The organism is Brevundimonas sp. NPDC058933 (assembly GCF_049315965.1).
Lineage (GTDB): Bacteria > Pseudomonadota > Alphaproteobacteria > Caulobacterales > Caulobacteraceae > Brevundimonas.
The window spans coordinates 1150105-1175891 of sequence record NZ_JBMOSL010000001.1 but is presented as its reverse complement, the minus strand read 5'-3'; the positions used below and the strand labels follow the sequence as shown (position 1 = coordinate 1175891).

Sequence of the window (25787 nt, the reverse complement as noted above, 5' to 3'; positions counted from 1 at the left end):
GTCCAGGATTGCGCTGGCGACAGCCGTGATGGCCGTGCCGGGCGGCTGGGCCCACGCCCAGGTCGCAGGCATGGTGCAGGCGGCCTCGCAGGCCGCGGCACAGGCGGCGCAGGCCGTATCGCCGACGCCAACGGCCGCTCCTGTCGAGGCCACGCCGCAGACGCGGCCGAACATCAATCCCTACGACCGCGACATCGCCATGACGGTGCCGCTGAATTTCAATCGGCGCGTCCTGGGCGAAATGCCGGTGCTGCTGACGCGCGATGACCGCTTCATCGTCGAGAGCGTGGGCTTCCGCGCGCTGATCGACCCCCTGCTGACGCCTGAGGCTCAGGAGGAGTTGAGGAGCCGTCTGGCGGGCGTGGAGTCGTTTGCGCCTGAAGAGATCAACGCCACCGGCATTTCGCTGGATTATGATCCTGATCAGCTGGCGGTTCTGGTGCTGCGCATCGACCCGACCAAGCGTTCGGTGGAATCCCTGTTCCAGGGCGGCCGCGCCGACGAGCCCGGCGAGAAGGCCGAGGACTTCAGCGCCTACCTCAACACCAATCTGAGCGTGTCGCGACGCCAGTCCTCCGGGGACGTGACGGCCCCGAGCGTCTTCCTGAACGGCGCCGTCCGATACAAGAACCTGGTGTTCGAGAGCGACTTTCAGGGGCGCGAGGATCAGTTCTCGGGCGACTACGAGATCGAGCGCCGCTACGCCCGCTTCGTCTTCGACCAGCCGGCCGAATACCGTCGCTGGTATCTGGGCGATCTGAACGTCGAAACCCGCGGTCGTCAGGGCTTTGCCGAAATGGGCGGCGTCGGGGTGACGCGTCAGAAACAGCGCTTTGACAGCTTCCGCAACAACGTTCTGGCCGGCGGCCGGCAACTGGTGTTGCAGGAGTCCTCGACCGTCAGGGTGCTGCGCAACGGGATCTTCATTCGCGAGTTCCGCCTGGACCCGGGCCAGTACGACCTGTCCAATCTACCGCTCGACGCCGGTTCCAACGACGTCCAGCTGGAAATCCAGAACGAGTCCGGCCGTCGCGAGACCGTGTCCTACAGCGCCTATCTCGACTCGATTGAGTTGGAGCCTGGCGACTACGAGTATGGCGCCTATCTGGGCGTCACCAACGGCGGGACCTTCGGTTCGCCGGACTATTCCGACGGCTCGCTGGCCTTCAGCGGGTTCTGGCGCAAGGCCTTCGTGAACAAGCCGGCGGTGGGTCTTGGCCTGCAAGCCTCGGAAACCGTTCAGAACGTGACCGGCCAGACCCAGTTCATTCTGCGCAACGGCGCGCGGCTTCAACTGGATGCGTCCGCCAGCAATGGGGATAATGGCGGCGGCTACGCCTATGCGCTGAGCTATGATCACTTTGTCGATCTGGGCGAGACCTACGACAGCTGGACGGTCGTGGCCGACTATACGTCCGAAGAGTACGCCACCCTGGGGAATGAGTTCGGGTCCAACCCGACGTCATGGGTCTTCACTGGCGCCTACTCGCATCAGTTCACCGAAGACTGGACTGCGACGCTGAGCACCTCCTATCGGATGGGGCGCGGAAGCAATGACGACGCCTATGTGGTGAACGCCGTCAGCTCCTATCGTTTCAGTCCGCAATGGAGCGTGCAGGTCGGGGCCGAATGGGTCGACTTCGGCGACAACTTCGCCGCAGGCAACGCCAACGGCGCCGGCGTGACCTTCGCCCTGGTCTGGCAACCGCGCTATGATCGTCGCGGCGAGGCGCGCTACAGCTCGGCCCGCAACAGCGGCAGCGTGCGGTTCCAGCAGTCGACGGAAAACCGCGTAGGCTCGTTCGGCTATTCCGTCGCTTCGACTTACGACGATGGCCCCGGCACGCTGAGCGGGCAGGTCGACTATATCGCCAACCGCTTCGACGCCAGCCTGACGCACTCGACCTTTGGTCCGAGCTTCAGCAGCGTCACCGACGAGCAGATCACGTCGCTGCGGGTTGGCACCTCTATCTCGACCGCGGGCGGCAAGGTGGCCATCGGCCGCAACATCTACGACAGCTTCGCCATTCTGTATCCGCACCAGTCGCTGGAGGACAGGCCGGTGATTGTCGGCGAGTCGTTCGAGCGGGGGAACTATACCTCGCGCAGCGGGGCCCTGGGACCTGCGGTGTCCAACAGCCTGACCTCCTATGTCGACCAGTCCGTGCGCTATGACGTGCTGGGCGTGCCGGCGGGCTATGACATCGGCGAGGGCGTGCGACGGGTGCGTCCGGGCTACAAGAGCGGCTACGCCATCCAGGTGGGCAGCGAGGCCTTTGTCTCGGCGCTGGGACGACTGGTGGGCAACGCAGCGAAGCCTGCGGCGTTGATCTCGGGACGCGTGCGACTGGCCGATGATCCGGCGGCGGAGCCGGAGCTGTTCTTCACCAACTCGGCTGGACGGTTCGCGATCCAGAAGCTGGTTCCGGGCAAGACCTATCGGGTCGAGCTCTTTACGTCACCGGGCGCCGGCTTCGAGTTCACGGTGCCGCTCGACAACGAAGGTCTGCTGGATCTGAAGACGGCCACCGTGCCGGTCGACATCACAGACCAATGAGGAAGACGATCATGGTCTCCACCGTTTCGAAATCCCTGGCCACAGTCGCTGCTCTCGGCCTGCTGGCCTTGTTTCCGGACCAGACGTCCGCTCAGGACAAGTGCGAACTGGCGATCGAGCCGGCGCTTGAACAGTGGACGATCCGCTACAATCCGCTGGAGGACGATGTCGCCCAGCGGCAGTTCGACATCTCTCTGGTGAACACCGGGGCCACGCCTTGCAACGGCAACATCCTGGCGTTCCTCCAGGGCGAGTCCTTTGGGCTGAGGGGGCCGGCCGGCGCGCCGGTCGTCCGCTATGCCTTGGTGGACGACACCTATGGCGGGGTGAACATAACCCCTGTCACCGGCCAGAGCCCGCGTCGTCGAGGTTCCAGCGTCAGGATCAAGCAGGGCGAGCGCATGCCTGCCAGGCTGACCTTTGCGGCCTTCCCGGACGCCGGTGCAGCGCAGGGGCGCTACGCCCAGACCCTTCATCTGCTTGTGCAGCAGGACAATGGACAGGTTCATGCCGCGCGACCCGTCACCCTGGCGCTTGAGGTGGCTGCGGCCGCGGCCATTGGCCTGAAGGGCGAGTTCACGCGCCCGCAGGGAACGGCTGTCATTGACCTGGGCGAGTTGACCGAGGGGCCGCGACCCCTGAACGCTTCGCTTTACGTGCACAGCACGGGCGGTTACCGCGTCTCCATCACCTCGGCCAATCAGGGGCGGCTGCGGCAAGGGGCGTCGGGCTGGTATGTCGACTACAGGCTCAAGGTCGGCCCGCAGAACATCAACCTGCAGGGCAGCGACACCTTCAGCGTCGTGTCCCAGACCGCTCGTCAGGACGACTATCCGTTGAGCGTGCGGATCGGCGACGTGGCGGGCAAGCGCGCCGGCGACTACAGCGACACCCTGACCTTCACTGTGGCTGCGATCTGACGGAACGGAGCGCGGAAACCAGAACGCCCCGCAGGATCTGCGGGGCGTTCTCGGCTTGGAGGTTCAATCCGCCTAGATGGGCTGGATCGTCAGGGCCAGGATCAGGGGTTGTTCCAGTTCGACTTCGTCGAAGCGATAATCCACGGTTCGGATGGTGGCCATGTTGGAGCGACGCAGTTCCAGCATGCCGCTCCTGGAGAGATTCAGCGAGCGATTGCCGTAGGTGATCCTGGCTTTTTCCGTTCCCGTCAGCGGACGGTACTGAGCGGAGACGGTAAAGCCGCCCGGGCTGTTGCAGGCTTCGACGACCGAGCCGATCCTTCCGGCCTCGGCCATGACGGCGCCGGTCGGACGGACCCAGCAGGCCACGGGAACAGTGGCGCGTAGCTGATAGGAGTTTCCTGCCGTGGGGCCCGCGCACGCGACGTGCGGGAGCAGAGCCGCGGACAGACCGGCCGTCACGGCTAGAAACATACGGCGTTTTGCCGGCTTCAACTTGGTCATGACGTCCTCATCACCCTTGATTTCAACAGGACGATACTTGGCCGCTCTTAACTTGACGCGAGCAGACAGGCTTAGCGGGCGCTTAAACGCCATCGTAAACCGTCGCTAACCTTGTTGGTCTTGCCGGCGGAACGCATGAAAAAGGGGGCGCGATCCGGATCGCGCCCCCTTTAAGATGGGGTAGCCCGTTTGGGGGGCGTCAGGTCTTAGCGCCCGCGCGGCCTCGGCCCAGTTCGCGGTTCAGCCAAAGGGCCAGCAGGGTGCAGATGGCGCCCGAGAGCAGATAGCCGCCGCCCGCCACCAGACCGAACTTGCCCGACAAGGCGAGAGCCGCCAGCGGCGCGAAGCCCGCGCCGAAGAGCCAGGCCAGATCCGAGGTCAGGGCCGAGGCGGTGTAGCGGTTGGTCAGGCTGAAGCTGGAGGCGATCGAGCCCGAGGCCTGACCGAACGACAGGCCCAGCAGGATGAAGCCCAGGATCATGTAGGCCAGTTCGCCAATGGGGCCGCCGTCCAGCATCTGGGGCGCGAAGCCCGAGAAGGCGGCGATGCCGGCGGCGGTGACGGCCAGCAGGGCGCGGCGGCCATAGCGGTCGGCGAGCCAGCCCGAGGCTAGGATGGCGACCAGGCCGAAGACGGCGCCGACCAACTCGATCATCAGGAAGCGGCTGGGCGATTCTTCCGTGTAGAGGAAGACCCAGGACAGCGGAAAGACTGTCACCATGTGGAACATGGCGAAGCTGGCCAAGGGGGCGAAGGCGCCGATGACGATGCCGCCGCCTTCCTCTCGCACGGCCTTGATCACGGGGGCGGGGTGCAGTTCCAACGTCTCGAACGCGGCCTGGAAGGCGGGCGTCACCACGATGCGCAGGCGGGCGAACAGCGCCACCACGTTGATGGCGAAGGCCACGAAGAAGGGATAGCGCCAGCCCCAGTCGAGGAAGTCGGCGGCTGACAGTTTGCTGAGGAAGTAGGCGAACAGGGCGCTGGCCACGATCAGGCCGAAGGGCGCGCCCAGCTGCGGCACCATGGCGTACCAGCCACGACGGTTCTCTGGCGCGCTGACGGCCAGCAGCGACGCCATGCCGTCCCAGGCGCCGCCCAAGGCCACGCCCTGACCGATGCGCAGGATGATCAGCATGACCGCCGCCCAGTGACCGACCTGGTCAAAGCTGGGCAGGAAGCCAAGCGCGACGGTCGAAATCCCCATCAGGAAAAGGGCGATTGTCAGCTTGGTCCCGCGTCCGAAGCGCCGGTCGATGGCGATGAACAGGGCCGTGCCGAACGGACGGGCGATAAAGGCCACGGCGAAGACGGCGAAGGACAGCAGGGTCCCGCCCAGCGGTCCCGCATAGGGGAAGACCAGTTGCGGGAAGACCACGACCGAGGCGATGGCGTAGACGAAGAAGTCGAAGAATTCCGACGTGCGGCCGATGATCACGCCGATCGCAATTTCTCCGGCGTCGATTTTGCCGTGTCGCGCGTTGATCTGGCTGGCGTCCCGCTCGAGGGGCTCTGAAGAAGGCGCGCCGCTGTTGGCGTTCATGACCGATGACGTTCCCTGGACCCGGGCGCGACACGCGCGCCGACATGGTAAGAATGGCGAAAGTCGCCATTTGCTCCCGATCGTCGTCGGGGGGGATAGGACGGATTGTCCAATGTCCCCTCCCGGCGGGCGGCGCTACGGGCCGCGCACAATGATCGTGCCAGAGCCCTCTTCCCGGACAGGAACCGCCGTGCGCCGCCTGCGACCTCTCTTGCTATTGCCCCTTCTGGCCCTGCTGCCGGGCTGTGAAGCTGTTGTGCTGTCGCCTGCCGGCGACATTGCGGCCCAGCAGCGCGATCTGCTGGTCTGGTCGGTGGTGCTGATGCTGATCATCGTCATCCCGGTGATGGCGATGGTGATCTTCTTCGCCTGGAAGTACCGGGAATCGAACAAGGAAGCCCGCTACGAGCCGGACTGGGACCATTCGACCCATCTGGAACTGGTGATCTGGGCGGCGCCGCTGCTGATCATCATCTGCCTGGGCGCCATCACCTGGTCGGGCACGCACCTGCTGGATCCCTACCGTCCGCTGGATCGGGTCAACAGGGGGCAGGCGATCGCTGCAGACATCGAACCCTTGCAGGTCAACGTCGTCGCCCTCGACTGGAAATGGCTGTTCATCTATCCGGAATACGGCATCGCCACGGTCAATGAACTGGCCGCGCCTGTGGATCGGCCGATCCGTTTCCACATCACGTCTTCCGGCGTGATGAACTCCTTCTACATTCCCGCCCTGGCCGGTCAGATCTACGCCATGCCGGGCATGGAGACGAAGCTGCACGCCGTCATCAACCATCCGGGCGAATATGTCGGCTTCTCGGCCAACTATTCCGGCGACGGCTTCTCCAACATGCGTTTCGCCTTCCACGGTCTGGATCAGGCGGGCTTCGACCAGTGGGTCGCCGGCGTGCGCGCCGACAGCAAGGGGCTGGATCGCGAGACCTATCTGGAACTGGAGAAGCCCAGCGAGAAGGTGCCCGTACTGCACTACGCCTCAGTCGACGAGGGTCTCTTTGACGCCGTGCTGAACATGTGCGTCGAGCCGGGCAAGATGTGCATGGGCGAGATGATGGCCATCGACAAGAAGGGCGGGCTGGGACTGACCGCCGTTCACGCCACCTGGCCGCTGGTTCACGACAAGTACGCCCGCCGCGGCGAGGCTGTTCTCGGTTCCGGCGAATCCTACGTCATGGCGGTCTGCACCCCGCTGGAGGCTGAGAAGGCTGCTGTGGACGCCGCCCGCCGTCGTCAGGAACTGGCGCTGCAGATGACCCGCTCGACCCCGAGCGAACAGATCATGGGCATGGGCCTGGCTCGCCCGGGTCAGGTCGCCCGCACAGAAGTCGCCGCAACCGGCTGGCCCTTCGCTTCTCGCATTCCTGCGCCTGCCGCCGCCGACGCCCCTGCTGCGTCGCAATCCTGAGCGCCTGACCGACATGTCTATTGATCAAATCGCATCCATGATCTTCGGCCGACTGGACTGGAACGCCCTGCCGTTCCACGAGCCGATCCTGATCGCCACCTTCGCTGTCGTGGTGCTCGGCGGTCTGGCGACCCTGGCCCTGATCACCCGCTACAAGCTGTGGGGCTACCTCTGGACCGAGTGGTTCACGACGGTCGACCACAAGAAGATCGGGATCATGTACATGATCCTGGGTCTTGTCATGTTCCTGCGCGGCTTCGCCGACGCCGTCATGATGCGTCTGCAGCAGGCGATGGCCTTTGGCGGGTCCGAGGGCTATCTCAACGCCCACCACTATGATCAGATCTTCACCGCCCACGGCGTGATCATGATCTTCTTCGTGGCCATGCCGCTGATCACCGGCCTGATGAACTATCTGGTGCCGCTGCAGATCGGGGCGCGGGACGTTTCCTTCCCCTTCCTGAACAACTTCAGCTTCTGGATGACCACGGCGGGCGCGGTGCTGGTCATGGCCTCGCTGTTCATCGGCGAGTTCGCGCGCACCGGCTGGCTGGCCTATCCGCCGCTGTCGGGCATCGGCTACAGTCCCGGCGTCGGTGTCGACTATTACATCTGGGCGCTACAGATCGCGGGGGTGGGGACCACCCTGTCCGGCATCAACCTGATCGCGACCATCGTGAAGATGCGCGCGCCGGGCATGGGCCTGATGAAGATGCCGGTCTTCACCTGGACCTCGCTGTGCGCCAACGTCCTGATCGTGGCCTCCTTCCCGGTGCTGACGGCGGTTCTGGCCCTGCTGTCGGCTGACCGCTACATCGGCACCAACTTCTTCACGAACGACTTCGGCGGCAACCCGATGATGTACGTGAACCTGATCTGGATCTGGGGCCACCCCGAGGTCTACATCCTGATCCTGCCGCTGTTCGGCGTCTTCTCGGAAGTCACCTCGACCTTCTCGGGCAAGAAGCTCTTCGGCTACACCTCCATGGTCTATGCGACGGTGGTCATCACCATCCTGTCCTACCTGGTGTGGCTGCACCACTTCTTCACCATGGGCTCGGGCGCATCCGTGAACTCCTTCTTCGGGATCACGACGATGATCATCTCGATCCCGACAGGGGCCAAACTTTTCAACTGGCTGTTCACCATGTACCGGGGCCGCATCCGTTTTGAACTGCCGATGATGTGGACGGTCGCCTTCATGCTGACCTTCGTGATCGGCGGCATGACGGGCGTCATGCTGGCGGTGCCGCCGGCGGACTTCGTCCTGCACAACTCGCTGTTCCTGATCGCCCACTTCCATAACGTCATCATCGGCGGCGTGCTGTTCGGCCTGTTCGCCGCCATCAATTACTGGTGGCCCAAGGCCTTCGGCTTCAAGCTGGACAAGAAGTGGGGCCTGGTCAGCTTCTGGTGCTGGGTGGTCGGCTTCTGGATGGCCTTCCTGCCGCTCTACGTCCTGGGCTTCATGGGCGTGACGCGTCGGATGCGCGTGTTCGACGATCCCTCGTATCAGATCTGGTTCGTCATCGCGGCGGTCGGCGTGGGCGTCATCGCCATCGGCATCCTGGCCATGTTCGTCCAGTTCGCCGTCTCGATCATCAACCGCGACAAGCTGCGTGACGAGACGGGCGACCCCTGGCACGGCCGCACCCTGGAGTGGGCCACGTCTTCGCCGCCGCCGGACTACAACTTCGCCAAGACGCCGATCATCCATGACTCGGACGCCTGGTGGGACATGAAGGCGCGCGGCTACGCGCGTCCGGTCGAGGGCTTCAAGGCCATCCACATGCCGTCCAACACGGGCGCTGGCGTGATCCTTTCGGGTCTGGCTCTGATCGTGGGCTTCGCCCTGATCTGGTACATGTGGTGGCTGGCGGCGCTCGGCTTCTTCGCACTGATCGCCTACGCCGTCTTCCACACCTTCAACTACAAGCGCGACTACTACATCCCGGCCGAGACGGTGCAGGCGACCGAGGACGCGCGCACCAAGGCCCTGGCGGCCGCAGCGGCGAAGGGGTGATCCGATGAGCCACGCTTCCTCCCTGAACCATGACTACGTCGACGAGGCCGGGCGGCCGATCTACCACCCGGTCGAGGAGCCGCATCACCCGGAAGGCCACAGCACCATGCTGGGCTTCTGGATGTACCTGATGAGCGACTGCCTCATCTTCGCGATGCTGTTCGCCGTCTATGCGGTGATCGGCGGCAACTACGCCGCCGGCCCGGCGCCCAAGGACCTGTTCGACCTGCCGCTGGTGGCGCTGAACACGTCGATGCTGCTGCTGTCGTCGATCACCTACGGCTTCGCCATGCTGGCCATGGTCAAGAACCGCACGGCCCAGATGCAGATCTGGCTGGCGATCACCGGCGTCTTCGGCCTCTGCTTCCTGGGGATCGAGCTCTATGAGTTCGCCCACATGATCCACCTGGGCGCCACGCCTCAGCGCAGCGGCTTCCTGTCGGCCTTCTTCATTCTGGTCGGCACCCACGGCCTGCACGTCACCTTCGGTTGCATCTGGCTGGTCACGCTGATGATCCAGGTCTGGCAGAAGGGTCTGATCCCGGCCAACAAGCGCCGCCTGATGTGCCTCAGCCTGTTCTGGCACTTCCTGGACGTCATCTGGATCGGCGTCTTCACCTTCGTCTATCTGTTCGGGATGCTGCGATGAGCGCCGAGGCCCACGAGGAACACGCTGTGGATCATCATGATGACCACGCTCACGGCGACGACCACGATCACGGCTCGTTCAAGACCTATCTGCTTGGTTTCGTCTTGTCGGTCGTGCTGACGGCGATCCCATTCTGGCTGGTCATGACCGAGGCCTTGGCGCCCCAGACGACCGGTCTGGTCATCACGGCCTTCGCTGTGGTGCAGATCGTGGTGCACATGATCTTCTTCCTGCACATGAACCACAAGTCCGAGGGCGGGTGGAACATGCTGGCGCTGATCTTCACCATCGTCATTGTGGTGATCGCCGTCGCGGGGTCGGTCTGGGTGATGTATCACCTGAACACCAACATGATGCCCACCCACGACATGCAGACCATGGGCTGAGCCTGACGGCCAGCCGGGGAGAAGCGCCATAGACCCGTCGTCGCGACCCGCCCGGCCGCCGCGCAGCATGACCGTGCTGATCCTGGGCGCGGTCGTGTTCGCCGTCCTGTTCGCGGGCTTTTCCGCCCTGGGCGTCTGGCAGGTGCAGCGTCTGGCCTGGAAGCAGGACCTGATCCGTCAGGTTGATGCCCGTATCCACGCCGCGCCCGTCGCCGCGCCGCCACCAAGGCAGGCGGTCACGCGTCAGGCGGATCAGTATCGTCGGGTCGTCGTCAGCGGCCGTTTCGATCATCGGAATGAGGCTCTGGTAAAGGCGGTGACGGACCTCGGTCCCGGCTATTGGGTGCTGACCCCGCTGACGACCGACCGTGGCTTCACCGTCCTGATCAACCGGGGCTTCGTCCCGTCCGAACATCAGAAGCCGACGGATCGCGCCGCTGGCCAGGTGGAGGGCCAGACGACCGTCGTCGGCCTGCTCCGCCTGAGCGAGCCGGACGGCGGCTTCCTGCGCGACAACGATCCGGCAGGCGACCGTTGGTTCTCGCGCGACGTGGCGGGCATCGCCAGCGCGAGGGGGCTGCAGGGACCGGTCGCTCCCTACTTCATCGACGCCGACGCGACCCCCAATCCCGGCGGCTGGCCACGCGGCGGACTGACTGTGGTGCGCTTCGCCAATACGCATCTCATCTACGCCCTGACCTGGTTCGGGCTGGCCCTGATGTCGGCGGCGGGCTTCGTCCTGTTCGCGCGTGAGGAAAAGCGTCGGAGGGCGGCGCGATGAGCGCCACAGGCTTCGCGCGCGGCCTGCTGGGTCTGGACGACCGGGCCGAGGTGTCGGTGTCGCCGGGCGCTGCCGGGCGGCGCAACATGCTGCTGCTGATCCAACTGCGCTGGCTGGCGGTGGTGGGGCAGGTCGTGACCATCGCCGTCGTCCACTGGGGGCTGAAGATTCCCCTGCCGCTGGGCATGCTGCTGCTGGCCCCGACCGGGCTGGCGCTGATGAATCTGGCCAGCGCGCCGGTCACCCTGCGTCGTCAGAGCGTGACCGACCCCGAACTGCTGCTGGCCCTTTTTGTCGATGTGGCCGCGCTCAGTTGGCTGCTCTTCTTCAGCGGCGGGGCGAGCAATCCGTTTGCGGCGCTTTATCTGATGCAGATCGTGCTGGCGGCGGTCCTGTTGCGCCCTCCCTATGCTTGGGGCTTCGTCCTGGTCACCAGCGCCTGCCTGGGCCTGCTGGCCGTATGGCATCAACCGCTGTTGCTGCCGCCCAGCGCCGATGCGCGCCTGGGGCTGATCCAGGCCGGCGCCCTGGTCAACTTCATCCTGATCGCCGTGCTGCTTGTGGCCTTCGTGACGCGGACGACCCAGAACGTGAGGGCGCGTGACGCCTATCTGGCCGACGCCCGGCAACAGGCGGCGGAGCAGGACCATATCGTCCGCATGGGCCTGCTGGCCTCGGGCGCCGCGCATGAGCTGGGCACGCCCCTGGCCTCTCTGTCGGTCATTCTCAGCGACTGGAAGCGGATGCCGGAACTGACCGCCGACGCCGACCTTAAGTCCGACATCGCCGAGATGCAGGCCGAGGTCGAGCGCTGCAAGACCATCGTCACCGGCATCCTGATGTCGGCGGGCGAGGCCCGGGGCGAGGCGCCGACCATCACCACCCTGGGCGGCTTCCTGTCCGAGATTGTCGCCGACTGGCGTGAGAAGTCCAACGACGGGATGGCCGTGGTCCTGCGCGGGCCAACGCCGCGGGATCCGCGCATCATCGCCGATCCCGCCCTGAAGCAGGTCTTCAGCGCTCTGTTAGACAACGCACATGAGGCCGGGGCCGAGCGGATGATAATCGCAGCAACACTGGAAGACGACCTGCTGTCGGTCGAGTTCAACGACGACGGTCCGGGCTTTGCGCCCGACATCCTTGCTCGTGTCGGCCAGCCCTATCAATCGACCAAGGGCCGGGCAGGGGCGGGACTGGGGCTCTTTCTTCTGTTTAATGTGATGCGCAAGCTGGGCGGCGGCGTCGTCGCCGCCAACCGACGCGACGGCGGCGGCAGCGTCCGTCTCAGCCTGCCTCTGGAGGCCTTGGCGCCCAAATGACTGATCCTGCCGACACCCCCCGCCAGTTGCTGATCGTCGAGGACGACGAGGCCTTCGCCAAGACGCTGCGCAAGTCGTTCGAACGGCGCGGGTACGAGGTGGTGTCGGCGCGCAGCCATGAGCAGTTGCTCGAACTTCTGGCCCTCCATCATCCCCAGTACGCCGTGGTGGACCTGAAGCTGGGGGCGGCCTCGGGCCTGACCTGCGTCCAGACCCTGCACGCCTTTGATCCCGAGCTGAACATCGTTGTCCTGACCGGCTTCGCCAGCATTGCGACCGCTGTGGAGGCGATCAAGCTGGGCGCCCGTCACTATCTGGCCAAGCCCGCTGGCACGGATGAGATCGAGGCCGCCTTCGCCCGTCAGGACGGCGACCCCGACGCGGCGCTCAGCGCCCGCCCGACCTCGATCAAGACGCTGGAGTGGGAGCGGATCCACGAAGTTCTGGCTGAGACCAACTTCAACATCTCCGAAACGGCCCGTCGTCTGGGGATGCATCGCCGCACCCTGGCGCGGAAGCTGGAAAAGCGTCAGGTCACTTAGGGGCGCGGTTAGTGGGCGCCGCGTCCGAACAATCGTAGGATCTGATGCAGCAGCACGGCGAGGACCGCGCCGACCATCAGGCCCAGCAAGGCCGACAGCAGGGCTGTGGTCGTCCAGCTTGCGGCGCCGCCGAGCGGTCCGACCAGACCACTGACCGCGTGGGCCAGATGCTCGATCGGTTCAGCAGGCCAGGCCAGGCCGAGCGTGTGCGTGCCGTGCACCAGGATGCCGCCGCCGACCCAGAGCATGGCGACCGTGCCGATGACGGACAGGCCCGAGAAGACGCCCGGCATGGCCTTGACCAGACCGCGTCCGATGGCCCGGCTGGTCCTTGAAGCGCGCTCCGCCATGTGCAGGCCAATATCGTCCAGCTTCACCAGCAGACCGACGGCGCCATAGACGGCTACAGTCATGGCCAGGCCGACCACGATCAGCACGCCGGCCTGGGTCAGCAGCGGCGCGTCCGAGACGTCGGCAAGGGCGATGGTCATGATCTCGGCGGAGAGGATCAGATCCGTCCGCACAGCGCCGGAAACGGTGGTCTTTTCCAGATGGGCGGGGTCGTCGCTGACGGGCGCCTTTTCGGCCTCGTGACCGCTGAACATCTCCATCACCTTCTCGGCGCCCTCGAAGCAGAGGTAGGCGCCGCCGCACATCAGCAGCGGCGTGATGGCCCAGGGCGCGAAGGCAGTCAGCAGCAGGGCCACGGGGAGGATCAGCAACAGCTTGTTACGGATAGAGCCGATGGCGATCTTGCCGATGATGGGCAGTTCGCGGCTGGGCGACAGGCCGGTGACGTATTTCGGGGTCACCGCCGCATCATCGACGACCACGCCAGCCGCCTTGCTGGCGGCCTTGCCCGATGCGGCGCCGATGTCGTCGATCGAGGCGGCCGCCAGCTTGGCGATCCCAGCGACATCGTCGATCAGGGCCATCAGTCCAGAAGGCATGGGAACACCGCAAGGAGAGGAAAAAGGCAGAGCCTTCTTCCTGCCTGCGACAAGGCGTCTTGGAAAGAGGTCGAGCAGCGAACCGCCAAGAGTTTCCCTCAAGAGGGAAGCAGCCTGCCTGGGAATACTGAGAGAGACGATGGTGGGTGATGTAGGGTTCGAACCTACGACCCGCTGATTAAGAGTCAGCTGCTCTACCAACTGAGCTAATCACCCGTACCGTCGTCTGCGCCATTGGTGCGGCGCCGGTGCTTCGCAACGACCCGTAGAGGTTGCCCGAAGGGCGCTCCTAATACTCATGATGCAGAGGAGGCGCAAGCGTTGATTACGGCATTTTCTAAAGTTTGTCTCGCGCGCTAAGGTCCGCGCGGAATCAGCCGCCGACAGAGGCGGTCTTGGGGAAACGTAGACATGGCGTTCTGGAACCGTCGGCGGTCGATCGATGCGATGTTGGCCCCGCACGAAGGGCCGGCGCTGAAGAAGACCCTCAGCTGGCCGCACCTGATGGCGCTGGGCGTCGGCGCCATCGTCGGGACCGGCATCCTGACCCTGATCGGTGTCGGGGCCGGCCTGGCGGGGCCGGCCGTGCTGATCAGCTTTGGTCTGGCGGGTCTGGTCTGCGCCTGCGCGGCCCTGGCCTATGCCGAACTGTCGACCATCATGCCCGCGTCGGGCAGCGCCTACACCTACTCCTATGCGGCCCTGGGCGAGATCTTCGCCTGGGTCGTGGGGTGGAGCCTGATCCTGGAATACTCGCTGGTCGTGTCGGCGGTGGCCGTGGGCTGGTCGGGATACGCCATTCCTTTCCTGGCCGGGATGGGTCTCGATCTGCCGCTGGCCCTGACGGTCGGCCCGCATGTCGAGGGCGGCCTGATCAACCTGCCTGCCGTCTTCATCATCGCCGTGGTGACGGGTCTGCTGCTGATGGGGACCAGGGAAAGCGCCACGCTGAACGCCGTGCTGGTGGTCATCAAGATCGCCGCCCTGGTCGCCTTTGTCGCCATCGCCCTGCCGCGCTTTGACGCCGCCAACTTCACCCCCTTCATGCCGCACGGCTTTGGCGCGCCCTTCGTCCAGACGGGCGTCATGGCGGCGGCGGCCATCATCTTCTTCGCCTTCTACGGCTTCGACGCCATCGCCACGGCGGCTGAGGAAACCAAGAAGCCGGAGCGCGATCTGGCCATCGGCATTGTCGGGTCGATGGTGATCTGCACCATCCTCTATATCGCCGTCGCCGCCGCCGCGATCGGCGCAGCCCCCGTCGCCAGCTTCGCCGACAGCCCCGAGCCGCTGGCCCATATCATGCGCGGTCTGGGCCAGGGCGTCGCCGCCCAGTGGATCGCTGCGGCCGCGGTCGTCGCCCTGCCGACCGTGCTGCTGGCCTTCCTGTTCGGCCAGAGCCGCATCTTCCTGGGCATGGCGCGCGATGGCCTTCTGCCTAACCGTCTGGCCAGGATTTCCAACCGCGGCGTGCCGACCGTCGTGACCATCTTCACCGCCATCGTCGTGGCCATACTGGCCGGCATCATGCGTTTGGACGAACTGGCGTCTCTGGCCAACGCCGGCACCCTGATGGCCTTCATGGCCGTGGGCGTCAGCCTGATCGTGCTGCGCGTCCGCGAACCGAACCGCGAACGCAAGTTCAAGGCGCCGCTCTGGCAGCTGGTAGGCGGTATCGCCATCGTCGGCTGCATCGTCTTCTTCTTCAGCCTGAAGGCTTCGACCCAGTTCTATTTCCTGCTCTGGAATCTGGGAGGTCTGGCGATTTATCTGCTGTGGTCGTCGAAGAACGCACGACTGGCCAAGAGCAAGGACGCCTGATGGCGACGCGGGATCTGACGGGAGCGGTGGATTTCACCGTCCTCGAGACCATGACCGGCGGCATGGACGACATCACCGAGGAGGTGCTGGGGCTGTTCGTTCAGCAGGCTGTCCTGTGGTCGCCCATGCTGGACGCCGCGTCCGAAGGCTGGCGCGATGCGGTCCACACCATCCGGGGCGCCGGCGCCGGGATTGGCGCGCGTGACCTGGCGGCCGTCTGCGCCGAGGCCGAGCACGGCGAGCAGGCCGTGGCCGAAGCCGGGCTTGAGCGGGTCAAGACGGCGCTGGACGCCGTCCTGACCGACATCGCCGCCTATCGTCATGAGCTGATGTTGAGAAGCCTGAAGGGCTGAGGTTCGCCTCAGCCCCGCGTCGCGTCGTACCTGGCGAACTCATGGGCGATGCAGCGGTCGATCAGCAGACGCCAGACCGGCTCGGCGATGTCCGGAGACAGGCCGGCTGTCCGGGCGGCCGTGAGGACCTTGGCCACCACGTCGTCGATACGGGCCTGATCGAAGACGGCGTCGCGGTTCGGCTTGATGCGGGCGGCGGCGTCCATGTAGCGCTGACGCTCGGCCAGCAATGTCACCAGCGCCCGGTCCAGAGCATCCACGCCTTGACGCACATCGACCATGGTGGCGCAGTCTTCCGGCGCCTTGCGCTCGTCGATGGCGATGGAACGGGGGGCGGTCATCAGATCAGCCGACAAAGGCGCGCTCCAGAACATAGTCGCCGGGTTCGGCGTTCGAGCCTTCTTTCAGGCCGTAGGATTCCAGCAGTTCGCCGGTCTCCTTGATCATGGCCATCGAGCCGCACAGCATGACGCGGTCGCTGTTGGGCGAGAAGCCGATGGGCAGTTGCAGGTCGGCGAAGACGTCGCCCGACCTGATGCGGTCCGTGATGCGGCCGGGCGTCTCGAAGCGCTCGCGGGTCACCGTCGGGTAATAGGTCAACTGGGCCTTGGCTTCGTCGCCGATCAGCGGGTCGTCGTGGATCTCGTGGGCGAAGAAGTCGCGATAGGCCAGGTCGCCGACATTGCGGACCGTGTGGCAGACGATGACCTGCTTGAAGCGGGAATAGGTCTCGGGATCGCGCGCGACGGACAGCCAGGGCGCCAGGCCGGTGCCGGTGCCGATCAGCCACAGACGCTCGCCGCCGGTCAGGGCGTCCAGCACCAGGGTCCCGGTCGGCTTCTTGCCCATCAGGACGCTGTCGCCCGCTACGATCTTTTGCAGGCGGGAGGTCAGGGGACCGTCCTCGACCTTGATCGAGAAGAACTCCAGCTCCTCGGCCCAGAAGGGGCTGGCGATGGAATAGGCCCGCAGAACGGGCTTGCCGCCATCTTCGCCGGGCAGACCGATCATGACGAATTCGCCCGAGCGGAAGCGGAAATCCTCGGGCCGTTTCACGCCGAAGCTGAACAGCTGGTCGTTCCAGTGGCGGACCCACAGGACTTCCAGATTATGGAACGGGCTGGCCTTGACGGGCGGCGCGGCGGTGGAGGCGTCAGACATGGCGACTACCTAGGCCGTCGCGGGCGAATGCGAAAGGCTCGCGGGCGTCGCAGTCGGGCAGATTTGCGGATGACGGCGGAAGATTCCGCCTCTAGCTTCCCTGCCATGCGCACATTTCTTCTTGCTTCGACGATCCTGATGGCTGCGACCTCGGCCTTCGCCCAGACCAATCCGCAACCCGCTTCGCCCCCGGCGGCGACCGCACCGGCGTCCTCGATCCTGACGGTCGAGCGGGTCTTCGCCAATCCATCCCTGTCCGGGCCGGTGGCCAAGGGCGTAAGCCTGTCGCCCGACGGCGAACTGGTCGCTTTCCTGCGCTCGCGTGAGGACGACGTGGACGTGCTGGACCTGTGGGCCGCGCCGGTCGCGGGCGGCGAGCCGTTCAAGCTGATCGATGCTCGCGCCCTGGTCCCTGACGCGGGCGAACTGTCCGAGGCCGAGAAGGCGCGCCGCGAGCGCATGCGCATCTCGGCGCGCGGCGTGGTGGAATATTCGTGGGACGAGCAGGGTCGCTACATTCTGGCCCCGCTGGAAGGCGACATCTTCCTGGCCAACCGCGCGGATGGCGCGGTGCGCCGCCTGACCGAAACCACGGCGGACGAGATCGACGCCAAGGTCTCGCCCAAGGGCGCCTATGTCAGCTTCGTGCGCGATCAGGATCTGGTCGTGCTCAACCTGGCCTCGGGCGCCGAACAGGCCATCACCTCGGACGGCGACGGCCTGATCACCTGGGCCACGGCCGAGTTCATCGCCCAGGAAGAGCTGGATCGCGACACCGGCTACTGGTGGAGCCCGGACGAGCGTTTCATCGCCCTGCAACGCACTGACGAGACGCAGGTGGACATTATACCGCGCCTCGACATCACCGGCGGCGGCGCCTCGGTGACCGAGCAGCGCTACCCCCGCGCCGGCCGCCCCAACGCCGTGGTGGAGCTCTATGTGCAGGATGTGCAGGCTGGTCAGCGCGTCAAGGTCGACCTGGGCGCTGATACCGACATCTATCTGGCCCGCGTCAACTGGGCCAAGGACGGGCGGACCCTGTACGTCCAGCGCCTGTCGCGCGACCAGAAGACCCTGGACCTGCTGAGCGTCGATCCGGCCACGGGTGTCAGCCGCGTCATCGCCACCCAACGGTCGGACGCCTGGGTGCCGCTGAACCATGACTTCAAGGCGCTGACGAACGGCGACTTCATCTGGGCGTCCGAAGAGAGCGGGTGGAAGCACCTCTACCTCTACAACCGCGACGGCCGCCGCCTGCGCGCGATCACGCGCGGCGACTATCCGGTCAAGGCGCTGGAAGGCGTCAACGAGGCGACGGGCGAGGTCTTCTTCACCGCTTCGATGCGCGACGGCAAGGAATATCCCATCGAGCAGCAGCTGTTCCGCGCCAGCCTGAAACGCCCGGTCGCGCCGGTCGAGATCACCCCGCGCGGCGGTTGGTGGAGCGCCTCGGTCAGCAGGACCGGCACGGCCTACGTCGGCAACTATACCGACGTGAACACGCCGCCGCAGTCGGCGCTGTACTCGATCAACGGCCAGCGCGTGCGCTGGATCGAGGAGAACAAGCTCCAGCCCGGCCACCCCTTCTGGCCCTATGCCGAACGCCAGCAGAAGCCGACCTTCGGCACGCTGCAAAGCCACGGCGAGACCCTGATGTGGCAGATGACCACCCCGCCTGACTTTGATCCGACAAAGACCTATCCGGTCGTCATGCAGGTCTACGGCGGCCCTTCGGGCGGGGGCGTCAAGAACGGCTGGCAGGGGGCGACCAACCAGTTGCTGACCGAGGCCGGCTACATCGTCTTCCGCCTAGACAACCGGGGCGAGGGCGACCGTTCGGCGGCGTTCAAGCAGGCCCTCTATCTGAAGATGGGCCAGCCCGAGATCGAGGATCAGGTCATCGCCGCCGACTATCTGCGGTCGCTGCCCTACGTCGACGACAGCCGCATCGCCATGATGGGCTGGTCCTATGGCGGCTTCATGAGCCTGATGGCCCTGACCGAGCCCAAGATGGGTCTGGCTGCCGCCTTGGCCGGTGCCCCGCCGACCGAGTGGAGCCTCTACGACACGGCCTATACCGAGCGCTATATGTCGACGCCGCAGGCCAATGTGGAGGGCTATGCCGCGTCGGACGTGCTGGGTCGCCTCGACAACCTGACCGGGCGTCTGCTGCTGCTGCACGGCATGGCCGACGACAACGTCATCTTTGAAAACACCACGCGGGTGCTGAACGCGCTGCAGGAAAAGAGCATCCCGTTCGAGACCATGCTCTATCCCGGCCAGCGTCACGGCGTGCGCGGCAATGAGAGGCAGCTTCACCTATGGCGCACCTACCTCGACTTCCTCGACCGCACCATTGGCGCAAGGGCGCCCGCAAAGGCGGACTGATCGCCGCCGCCGTCAGCGCCCTGGCGCTGACGGCGTGCGCTACCGCACAGGAAGAACAGGCGGTCACGACCGCCAGGTACGCGCCTCCCACGGCGGCGAAAATCGTCGACGACATGGCCATTTATGGCCCGGGCCATGCCTCTTGGGCGCTGCGGGTCGACCGAGGGACGGGCGAGGGCTTGGCTCCCAATGCCTTGGTGATGCTGGCGTCGGACATCCGTTGGTCGAAAGGCGAGGGGGAGGGCTATCTGGACGGCTTGCCTGTCCTGTTGAAGGACAACATCGAAACCCGTGACATGCCGACCACGGCGGGATCGCTGGCTCTGGCTGGCAACGCGCCGGGGCGTGATGCGCCCCTGGTGGTCCGACTGCGCGACGCCGGGGCGATCATCCTCGGCAAGACCAATATGTCGGAATGGGCCAACATCCGTTCGTCGCAGTCGATCAGCGGATGGAGCGCGGTCGGCGGTCAGACGCGCAATCCCTACGCCCCCGAACGGACGCCCTGCGGGTCGTCGTCGGGCAGCGCGGCGGCCGTGGCCATCGGCCTGGCGCCCGTCGCCATCGGCACGGAGACGGACGGGTCGATCACCTGTCCCGCCTCGGTCAACGGCGTGGTCGGGTTCAAGCCGACCGTGGGTCTGGTCAGCCGCACCCACATCGTGCCGATCAGTCATTCGCAGGACACCGCCGGCCCCATCGCCACGACGGTCGAGGACGCCGCCATCGTCCTGACCGTCATCGCCGGCAGCGATCCCGCCGACCCCGCGACGGTCGAGGCTGACGCGCGCAAGGTGGACTATCGCGCGGCGCTGGACGCCGACAGCCTGAGGGGCGCGCGGATCGGGGTGATGCGCTTCCTGCTGTCCTCCTATTCCGCCGAGACGCGCGCCGAGTTCGAGCGCGCGCTGACCGCCCTGCGCGCCGCCGGGGCCGAGGTGGTCGAGATCCAACAGGGACCCGCAGACCTGCGCGCCATCGGCGGATGGGAGCTGACGGTTCTGCTGACCGAGCTGAAGCACGATCTGAACGCCTATCTGGCCTCGACCGATCCGGCTCAGGTGAAGACGCGGACCCTGGCCGACGTCATCGCCTTCAACGCCGCCGAACCGCGCGAGACGGTTCTGTTCGGCCAGGACCTGTTCGAACGGGCCCAGGCGACCGGGGGTCTGACCGATCCCGCCTATGTCGAGGCGCGGGCGAAGTCCTTGCAGGCGGCGGGGCCGGACGGGATCGACCGGATGATGGCCGAGCACCGCGTGGTCGCCCTGATCGCCCCGACAACCTCGCGCGCCTGGACCAATGATCCGAAAGACGACGATGATATGCAGGGTTCGGCGAGTCGGCTGGCGGCGGTGGCGGGCTATCCGCACCTGACCGTGCCGATGGGCTTTGATCGCGGCCTGCCCGTGGGGCTCAGCTTCATCGGCGGCAAATGGGACGACGCCCGCATCCTGTCGCTGGGCCATGCCTATGAGCAGGCGACGAAGGAACGTCGGGCGCCGCCGAGGCCGGAGGCTTCGGGCCGCTAAAAAACAGAGTCCAATTCGTCTGAATCGTCTGAAATCCCCTCCGCGTCGCTAACCGAGAGCCATGATGGCGCACGCGGGGGCGGCGGCGGGCAAAAGCGCTTCGTGTGCGCGCAAAGCCCGAGATTTTTTGAGAGTGGGGCGCTGTATTGGGATGGCGATCTATACTCACCCGTCATTCTCGGGCTTGTCCCGAGAATCCATAGACTCGAAGCGGTGAGTGTCTGGATCCCCGGGACAAGCCCGGGGATGACGGAGAGAGTGCGTGGACGGCGCCCTAGTCGCGGTAGTTGAGCGCCGGGGCGCGGTCGCCCAGCAGGGCCTCGTATTGGAAGTCCGGGCCGCGACGGCGTTCGAACTCGGTCTTGGCGGCGGCGATGGTGTCGGGGCTCTGGAACAGTTCGGCGGTGGTCAGGGCCAGGGTCTTGGCGGCCAGGTGCGCGCCCTTCAGGCCAATGGTCGAGCCGGCGGCCACCACGTTCTGCCAGCTGTGGCCCGCCGAGCCGGGGACGAAGGTGGCGGTGGACAGGCCGACCGTCGGCGTGACCCAACTGACGTCCGAGACGTCGGTCGAACCGCCGAAGTCGCCGCCGATCACGGCGGGTTCGATCGTGCCGACGCTGGCCAGGTCCGGCTTGGATGGCAGGGTCTTCTGGATCTCGGTGGCGAGGGCGACTTCTTCGGCCGTCCAGGTGATGCCGCCGACATGGCGCAGGTTGCGGTCCATGACGGTCATCAGGGCTTCGTTCGGCAGCATGGAATAGACGCCGCCAATGGCCTCGAACTCGACGCGGGTGCCCGTGCCCAGCGCCGCGCCGTCGGCCGCCTTCTTCACCCGTTCCAGCACGTCGCGGACGATCTGCGGATCATTGTGGCGGACGTAGTAGTAGCTCTCGGCATAGGCGGGGACGACGTTGGGCGCCTTGCCGCCGTCGGTGATGGCGTAGTGGATGCGGGTGCGGTCGGGCACATGCTCGCGCATCAGGTTGACCATGGCGTTCATGGCCTCGACCCCGTCCAGGGCTGAGCGGCCCTTGTCCGGCGCGGCGGCGGCGTGGGACGAGACGCCGTAGAAGCGGAACTTGCCCGAGACATTGGACATGGTGTCGCCCTGGCGGGCGCTGTTTACGTTGCCGGGGTGCCAGTGGACGGCGACGTCGACGTCGCTGAACAGGCCGTCGCGGACCATGTAGACCTTGCCCGAGCCGCCTTCCTCGGCGGGCGTGCCATAGACGCGCAGTTCGCCCTTGATGTTGTTGGCCGCCATCCAGTCCTTGACCGCGATGGCGGCGTGGACCGAGGCCGCGCCGAACAGGTTGTGGCCGCAGCCGTGGCCGGCGTGGCCGCCGGCCGATTCCTGCACCGGGTTCAGGGTCTGCGACAGGCCGGGCAGGGCGTCGTATTCGGCCAGGACTGCGATAACGGGACCGTCGCCGTTCTTGAAGCTGGCCAGGAAGGCGGTCGGCTCGTTGGCGATGCCGGGCGTGACGTTGAAGCCAGCCTCGCGAAGCTGACCCTGAAGCAGGGCCGAGCTCTGCGTTTCCTGATAGCCCAGCTCGGCAAATTTCCAGATTTCGAGCGCCGCGTGATCCAGGGCCGGCTGGTTGCGTTCGACCGTGCCGGTGATCCGGGCGCGGGCCTGAGGCGAAAGTTCCGCCGCCTGGGTCGGAAGGGCGACGACGCTGGACAGGGCGGCGGCTACAGCGAGGGCGCGCATCGAGACGGGTTTCATCAGGAACTCCACAAACGGGCATCGGATAGAAGGAGAAGGGCGGGAGGCCATGGCTCGCCTCCCGCCCGGTCGTATCGTCGTCTTCAGAAGGACTTGCGAACGCTGGCGTACCAGTAGCGCCCGTAGGGCTGGTGCACCGTGCCCAGGTATCCGTCCACGGCGAGCGGCGGGGCCTCGTCGGTCAGGTTGCGGACCCCGAGGCGAACAGCGGTTCCTGCCATGCGGCCATCCTCCCACTCATACTCGCCGTACAGGTTTCCGGTGATCTGCGAGTCGACAGTCCAGACCTCGCCCGCCGCATTGGTCAGCCCGTCCTGATAGACGCTGCCGATATAGGAGGTGTAGGCGCCGAGGGTGATGTTCTGATAGCGCCAGGTCGCGGTGCCCGACCATTTCCATTCCGGACGCCCGCCAGAGCGGATCAGATCGCCGGCGCTGCCGCTGAAGGCGACGACCGGGTCGATCTCGCCGTTCGCCTTGGCCTCCATCAGGGCCTGAACGCCGGGCGAGGGCTCGAGGTAATATTTCAACAGATGGGAGACATTCAGGTTGACGCTGAAGTCGCCGTATTGCGTCCCGCGCAGGCTCCACATGACGCCCAGGTCGATGCCCTCGACTTCCTGCGGCTGAAGGTTGTCGTACAGATCCTTGACGTAGAGGATCTCGCCTGCGGCCTGCAGCCCGGTTCCCGCGAAGATGGCCACGTCTTCTGGCGTCGGCGCGGCGCGAACCACGTTCGGATTGAAGCTGCCCTGCTTGCGCAGCAGGTAATCCAGCGTCAGGGCGTTCTGACCGCGGAAGACGCCGACCATGCCGGTCTGCTTCACGTTCCACCAGTCGATCGTGATGGTGAAGTCTCCCAGCTGGGCCGGGGTGAAGTCAGGCTGAATCACCGTGCCGAACGACAAGGTCTCCGACTCTTCCGGCTGCAGGTTCGGGTTGCCCGCGCGTTGTTCGGCCACGTTGCGACGGATGCGGGCGGTGTTGACCGACGCCGCGTCCGAGAAGCCGGGGCGGATGGTCGGGCTGACGCAACTGCCCAGACCGGCGATCGCCGTGCGCCGGGTCAGGGCCTCGCAATAGGTCCAGTCCGTGCTGCTGTTGGAACGCGTCACGATGCTGGCGTTGATCTGCTCGAGGTTGGGGGCGCGGAAGCCCTGGGCCCAGGAGCCACGCAGACGCAGGCCTTCGGCCAGATCCCACGCGACGGCGACCTTGGGCTTGGCGATGTCGCCGAAGTCCGAATAGTGCTCGTAGCGCCCGGCGATCTGGGCTTCCAGGTTATGGACGAACGGGATGTTCATCTCGGGCGAGATGATGGGCACGGCCAACTCGGCATAGGCCGAATAGACCGTGCGGTCCCCTTCGGTGTCCGGGTTCATGGAGGAGTTGATCAGGTCGCCGTAGACCGCGCCGGAGGCGTCAGTGAAAGTGATGGTGCCGTCGATCCGCTCGTCACGGTCGTCCAGCTGGGTTTCACGACGGGCCTCGATGCCGGCCGCCATGCCCAGGTCCCCGGCGGGCAGGGCGAAGAGGTCGGGACGCGACACCTTGAAGTCCCACAAGGCCAGGCTGGTTTCGGTATAGCGCCGCAGCTTCTGGCGGATGGCGTCCAGCGCGACCTGGCTGCTGGGCGTGCCGTCGCCGAAGCTGGGATTGTTCAGGTCGCCGCCGTTGAACGGATTGTAGGCGTCGGCTGTGGAGAGGGCGAGTTGCTTCTGCAGAGCCGTTGTCGAGACGTTGTCGCTGATGTCTTCGGCGCTGGCCTCGGAGTAGAGGAGGGCGCTTTCCCAGTCCCAGCCGGCGATCTCGCCGCGCAGACCGCCCAGGGCGCGATACTGCTTGTTGGTGACATTGACCTCGATCGGCCCCAGGTCGTCGAAGCGGTAGCCGCTAAGCAGCAGGTCGACGCCGCCGGCGGGCGCGGTGATGCCAGGCAGCCGGTTGGGGTTGGCGCCGCCGCCCGGCAGGGTCGTGGCCCCGAAAGGGTTGTAGAAGTTGGTCTTGGGGATGGTGAGGACGATCGACGACAGGGTGCTGATCGGCGCCTGCCAGGCGGTGGTTTCCGCCTGGTAATAGCCCAGCTCGCCGAAGGCCTCGACGCTGTCGTTCAGCTTGTACTTGCCGTTCAGGAAGACGTTGAGGCGTTCGACCTTGGGCATGACGCTGACGCCCTGGGCCGCTGAGTCCGAATAGAGGCGCGAATCGATCGCGGTGCCCGACTTGAGGCAGAGGCCGGCGCCCAGCGCGGCGCTGCAGCCGGCGAAGCTGGACGGTTGCGTGCTGAAGGCCGTCAGGTTGGACGTCGCGCCGGGCAGGCGTACCGTGCCGCCGGTGGGACGAAACAGGCCCCAGGCCGTCAGGGACGAGCGGCTGTTCAGGGTGGTGGCGGTCTCGAAGCCGGTGCCGGCGAACAGCGGGCGCTTGTCCAGCGAGGCCGTGTAGTCCTGATCCGTCGTCGACAGCTCGGTGCGGTGATCATAGTTCAGGAAGGCCGACAGATTGCCCCGGCCGTCGAGGAAGTCGCGGCCGCCATAGGCGCTGAAGTTGGTTTCGCGCATGCCGGTGCCTTCGGCGCCGCCATACTGGGCCGAGACCGTCAGCCCGTTCAGGTCGTCGCGCAGAACGGTGTTGATCACCCCGGCCACGGCGTCAGCGCCATAGATGGCGGCGGCGCCGTCACGCAGAACCTCGAGGCGTCGCAGGCCTGTCACCGGAATGGCGTTGGTGTTGTAGGTCAGGACCGGGACCAGATGCTCGTTGGCCTGGCTGGTCGGGTGACCGACGACGCGACGGCCGTTCAGCAGCACCAGGGTGTTGCCGATGCCGAGACCGCGCAGGTTGACGGAACCGGTGTCGCCGCGCGCCGAGTTGGAGCTGGCGGGAAGGTAGGACGAGTTGAACGTCACGTCGCCCATCTGAGGGATCGACCGCATCAGGTCGTCGCCCGACGTCGCGGCGACGGCCAGGATCTGTTCTTCATTGACCACGGACACCGGCAAGGCCGCCGTCACATTGGCGCCGCGGATTTGCGAGCCGACGACGACGATCTCGTCGACCTGCGTAGCCTGCCCCTCGGGCGCATCCTGAGCGACGGCGCCGGTGGCGGCGCCGAACAGCGCTGTTGTGGCCAACATGGCCGTCTTCAAGCTCCGACGAGCGAAGGTTGCACGCATGGTCTGGTTATCCCCGTTGGTGGTCATCGA

The 25787-nt window shown here is 65.9% G+C and carries 20 protein-coding genes and 1 tRNA gene; 13 read left to right on the top strand and 8 right to left on the bottom strand.

Going from position 1 to position 25787, the window contains the following annotated elements:
• Positions 1–25: 25 nt before the first annotated feature.
• Positions 26–2557 (top strand): hypothetical protein, encoded by a 2532-nt coding sequence (locus ACOZBP_RS05760; protein WP_422675416.1) that lies wholly within the window; start codon positions 26–28, stop codon positions 2555–2557.
• A gap of 11 nt (positions 2558–2568) precedes the next feature.
• Entirely contained in the window at positions 2569–3477 is a 909-nt protein-coding gene (locus tag ACOZBP_RS05755; protein WP_422675415.1) for a hypothetical protein, read from the top strand.
• Positions 3478–3549: 72 nt separating this feature from the next.
• Here ACOZBP_RS05755 and ACOZBP_RS05750 read toward each other — a convergent pair whose 3' ends face one another.
• Positions 3550–3981 (bottom strand): hypothetical protein, encoded by a 432-nt coding sequence (locus ACOZBP_RS05750; RefSeq protein ID WP_422675414.1) that lies wholly within the window; start codon positions 3979–3981, stop codon positions 3550–3552.
• Between the two features lie 199 nt (positions 3982–4180).
• Positions 4181–5524 carry an MFS transporter gene (locus tag ACOZBP_RS05745; protein WP_422675413.1) on the bottom strand — a complete coding sequence of 448 codons (1344 nt, stop codon included), beginning with the start codon at positions 5522–5524 and terminating at the stop codon, positions 4181–4183.
• Positions 5525–5714: 190 nt separating this feature from the next.
• On the opposite strand from ACOZBP_RS05745, the gene cyoA reads away from it, so the two are divergent.
• The 7 genes from cyoA (at position 5715) to ACOZBP_RS05710 (ending at position 12647) form a co-directional block, all read left to right on the top strand.
• Positions 5715–6947 carry a ubiquinol oxidase subunit II gene (gene cyoA / locus ACOZBP_RS05740; protein WP_422675412.1) on the top strand — a complete coding sequence of 411 codons (1233 nt, stop codon included), beginning with the start codon at positions 5715–5717 and terminating at the stop codon, positions 6945–6947.
• Positions 6948–6960: 13 nt separating this feature from the next.
• The gene (gene cyoB, locus ACOZBP_RS05735; protein WP_422675411.1) at positions 6961–8970 is read left to right on the top strand and encodes a cytochrome o ubiquinol oxidase subunit I; all 2010 of its coding nucleotides are present in this window, start codon (positions 6961–6963) and stop codon (positions 8968–8970) included.
• Between the two features lie 4 nt (positions 8971–8974).
• Positions 8975–9619, top strand: coding sequence for a cytochrome o ubiquinol oxidase subunit III (cyoC, locus tag ACOZBP_RS05730; RefSeq protein ID WP_422675410.1), 645 nt, complete (start codon positions 8975–8977; stop codon positions 9617–9619).
• Entirely contained in the window at positions 9616–10005 is a 390-nt protein-coding gene (gene cyoD / locus ACOZBP_RS05725; RefSeq protein WP_422675409.1) for a cytochrome o ubiquinol oxidase subunit IV, read from the top strand. Before cyoC ends, cyoD begins: the two co-directional genes overlap by 4 nt.
• Before the next feature lie 67 nt (positions 10006–10072).
• A complete protein-coding gene (locus tag ACOZBP_RS05720; RefSeq protein WP_422675408.1) occupies positions 10073–10786 on the top strand; it encodes an SURF1 family protein in 714 nt (237 codons plus the stop codon).
• Positions 10783–12105 carry an ATP-binding protein gene (locus ACOZBP_RS05715; protein ID WP_422675407.1) on the top strand — a complete coding sequence of 441 codons (1323 nt, stop codon included), beginning with the start codon at positions 10783–10785 and terminating at the stop codon, positions 12103–12105. Before ACOZBP_RS05720 ends, ACOZBP_RS05715 begins: the two co-directional genes overlap by 4 nt.
• Positions 12102–12647, top strand: coding sequence for a response regulator transcription factor (locus tag ACOZBP_RS05710; protein WP_422675406.1), 546 nt, complete (start codon positions 12102–12104; stop codon positions 12645–12647). The genes ACOZBP_RS05715 and ACOZBP_RS05710 overlap by 4 nt, the downstream gene beginning before the upstream one ends.
• Positions 12648–12655: 8 nt before the next feature.
• Here ACOZBP_RS05710 and ACOZBP_RS05705 read toward each other — a convergent pair whose 3' ends face one another.
• Together ACOZBP_RS05705 and ACOZBP_RS05700 are read right to left on the bottom strand one after the other, a co-directional pair.
• A complete protein-coding gene (locus ACOZBP_RS05705; RefSeq protein ID WP_422675405.1) occupies positions 12656–13597 on the bottom strand; it encodes a DUF808 domain-containing protein in 942 nt (313 codons plus the stop codon).
• A 140-nt stretch (positions 13598–13737) separates the two neighbouring features.
• A tRNA-Lys gene (locus ACOZBP_RS05700) sits at positions 13738–13813 on the bottom strand.
• Between the two features lie 195 nt (positions 13814–14008).
• On the opposite strand from ACOZBP_RS05700, the gene ACOZBP_RS05695 reads away from it, so the two are divergent.
• Together ACOZBP_RS05695 and ACOZBP_RS05690 are read left to right on the top strand one after the other, a co-directional pair.
• Positions 14009–15418, top strand: a complete 1410-nt coding sequence (locus ACOZBP_RS05695; RefSeq protein ID WP_422675404.1) for an amino acid permease — start codon at positions 14009–14011, stop codon at positions 15416–15418.
• Positions 15418–15771 (top strand): Hpt domain-containing protein, encoded by a 354-nt coding sequence (locus tag ACOZBP_RS05690; RefSeq protein ID WP_422675403.1) that lies wholly within the window; start codon positions 15418–15420, stop codon positions 15769–15771. The genes ACOZBP_RS05695 and ACOZBP_RS05690 overlap by 1 nt, the downstream gene beginning before the upstream one ends.
• A gap of 8 nt (positions 15772–15779) precedes the next feature.
• Here the strand turns inward: ACOZBP_RS05690 and ACOZBP_RS05685 are convergent, their stop codons facing one another.
• Both ACOZBP_RS05685 and ACOZBP_RS05680 read right to left on the bottom strand, forming a co-directional pair.
• A complete protein-coding gene (locus tag ACOZBP_RS05685) occupies positions 15780–16112 on the bottom strand; it encodes a chorismate mutase (protein WP_422675402.1) in 333 nt (110 codons plus the stop codon).
• A gap of 4 nt (positions 16113–16116) precedes the next feature.
• Complete coding sequence (locus tag ACOZBP_RS05680) at positions 16117–16932, bottom strand: ferredoxin--NADP reductase (protein ID WP_422675401.1); 816 nt, start codon at positions 16930–16932, stop codon at positions 16117–16119.
• A 138-nt stretch (positions 16933–17070) separates the two neighbouring features.
• Here ACOZBP_RS05680 and ACOZBP_RS05675 point away from each other — a divergent pair, with 138 nt between their 5' ends.
• Together ACOZBP_RS05675 and ACOZBP_RS05670 are read left to right on the top strand one after the other, a co-directional pair.
• Positions 17071–19320, top strand: a complete 2250-nt coding sequence (locus ACOZBP_RS05675) for a S9 family peptidase (protein ID WP_422675400.1) — start codon at positions 17071–17073, stop codon at positions 19318–19320.
• Positions 19254–20852 carry an amidase gene (locus tag ACOZBP_RS05670; protein ID WP_422675399.1) on the top strand — a complete coding sequence of 533 codons (1599 nt, stop codon included), beginning with the start codon at positions 19254–19256 and terminating at the stop codon, positions 20850–20852. Before ACOZBP_RS05675 ends, ACOZBP_RS05670 begins: the two co-directional genes overlap by 67 nt.
• A gap of 274 nt (positions 20853–21126) precedes the next feature.
• Here the strand turns inward: ACOZBP_RS05670 and ACOZBP_RS05665 are convergent, their stop codons facing one another.
• Together ACOZBP_RS05665 and ACOZBP_RS05660 are read right to left on the bottom strand one after the other, a co-directional pair.
• On the bottom strand, positions 21127–22581 hold the full coding sequence (locus ACOZBP_RS05665; RefSeq protein ID WP_422675398.1) for an amidohydrolase: 1455 nt from the start codon (positions 22579–22581) through the stop codon (positions 21127–21129).
• A gap of 83 nt (positions 22582–22664) precedes the next feature.
• Positions 22665–25718 carry a TonB-dependent receptor domain-containing protein gene (locus ACOZBP_RS05660; protein ID WP_422675397.1) on the bottom strand — a complete coding sequence of 1018 codons (3054 nt, stop codon included), beginning with the start codon at positions 25716–25718 and terminating at the stop codon, positions 22665–22667.
• Between the last annotated feature and the right edge of the window lie 69 nt (positions 25719–25787).

Coding starts and splice junctions, on each gene's coding strand:
- ACOZBP_RS05755 (WP_422675415.1), top strand. CDS start 2,569: ATGGTCTCCACCGTTTCGAAATCCCTGGCCACAGTCGCTGCTCTCGGC.
- ACOZBP_RS05750 (WP_422675414.1), bottom strand. CDS start 3,981: ATGACCAAGTTGAAGCCGGCAAAACGCCGTATGTTTCTAGCCGTGACG.
- ACOZBP_RS05745 (WP_422675413.1), bottom strand. CDS start 5,524: ATGAACGCCAACAGCGGCGCGCCTTCTTCAGAGCCCCTCGAGCGGGAC.
- cyoB (WP_422675411.1), top strand. CDS start 6,961: ATGTCTATTGATCAAATCGCATCCATGATCTTCGGCCGACTGGACTGG.
- cyoC (WP_422675410.1), top strand. CDS start 8,975: ATGAGCCACGCTTCCTCCCTGAACCATGACTACGTCGACGAGGCCGGG.
- cyoD (WP_422675409.1), top strand. CDS start 9,616: ATGAGCGCCGAGGCCCACGAGGAACACGCTGTGGATCATCATGATGAC.
- ACOZBP_RS05720 (WP_422675408.1), top strand. CDS start 10,073: ATGACCGTGCTGATCCTGGGCGCGGTCGTGTTCGCCGTCCTGTTCGCG.
- ACOZBP_RS05715 (WP_422675407.1), top strand. CDS start 10,783: ATGAGCGCCACAGGCTTCGCGCGCGGCCTGCTGGGTCTGGACGACCGG.
- ACOZBP_RS05710 (WP_422675406.1), top strand. CDS start 12,102: ATGACTGATCCTGCCGACACCCCCCGCCAGTTGCTGATCGTCGAGGAC.
- ACOZBP_RS05705 (WP_422675405.1), bottom strand. CDS start 13,597: ATGCCTTCTGGACTGATGGCCCTGATCGACGATGTCGCTGGGATCGCC.
- ACOZBP_RS05695 (WP_422675404.1), top strand. CDS start 14,009: ATGGCGTTCTGGAACCGTCGGCGGTCGATCGATGCGATGTTGGCCCCG.
- ACOZBP_RS05690 (WP_422675403.1), top strand. CDS start 15,418: ATGGCGACGCGGGATCTGACGGGAGCGGTGGATTTCACCGTCCTCGAG.
- ACOZBP_RS05685 (WP_422675402.1), bottom strand. CDS start 16,112: ATGACCGCCCCCCGTTCCATCGCCATCGACGAGCGCAAGGCGCCGGAA.
- ACOZBP_RS05680 (WP_422675401.1), bottom strand. CDS start 16,932: ATGTCTGACGCCTCCACCGCCGCGCCGCCCGTCAAGGCCAGCCCGTTC.
- ACOZBP_RS05675 (WP_422675400.1), top strand. CDS start 17,071: ATGGCTGCGACCTCGGCCTTCGCCCAGACCAATCCGCAACCCGCTTCG.
- ACOZBP_RS05670 (WP_422675399.1), top strand. CDS start 19,254: ATGGCGCACCTACCTCGACTTCCTCGACCGCACCATTGGCGCAAGGGC.
- ACOZBP_RS05665 (WP_422675398.1), bottom strand. CDS start 22,581: ATGAAACCCGTCTCGATGCGCGCCCTCGCTGTAGCCGCCGCCCTGTCC.
- ACOZBP_RS05660 (WP_422675397.1), bottom strand. CDS start 25,718: ATGTTGGCCACAACAGCGCTGTTCGGCGCCGCCACCGGCGCCGTCGCT.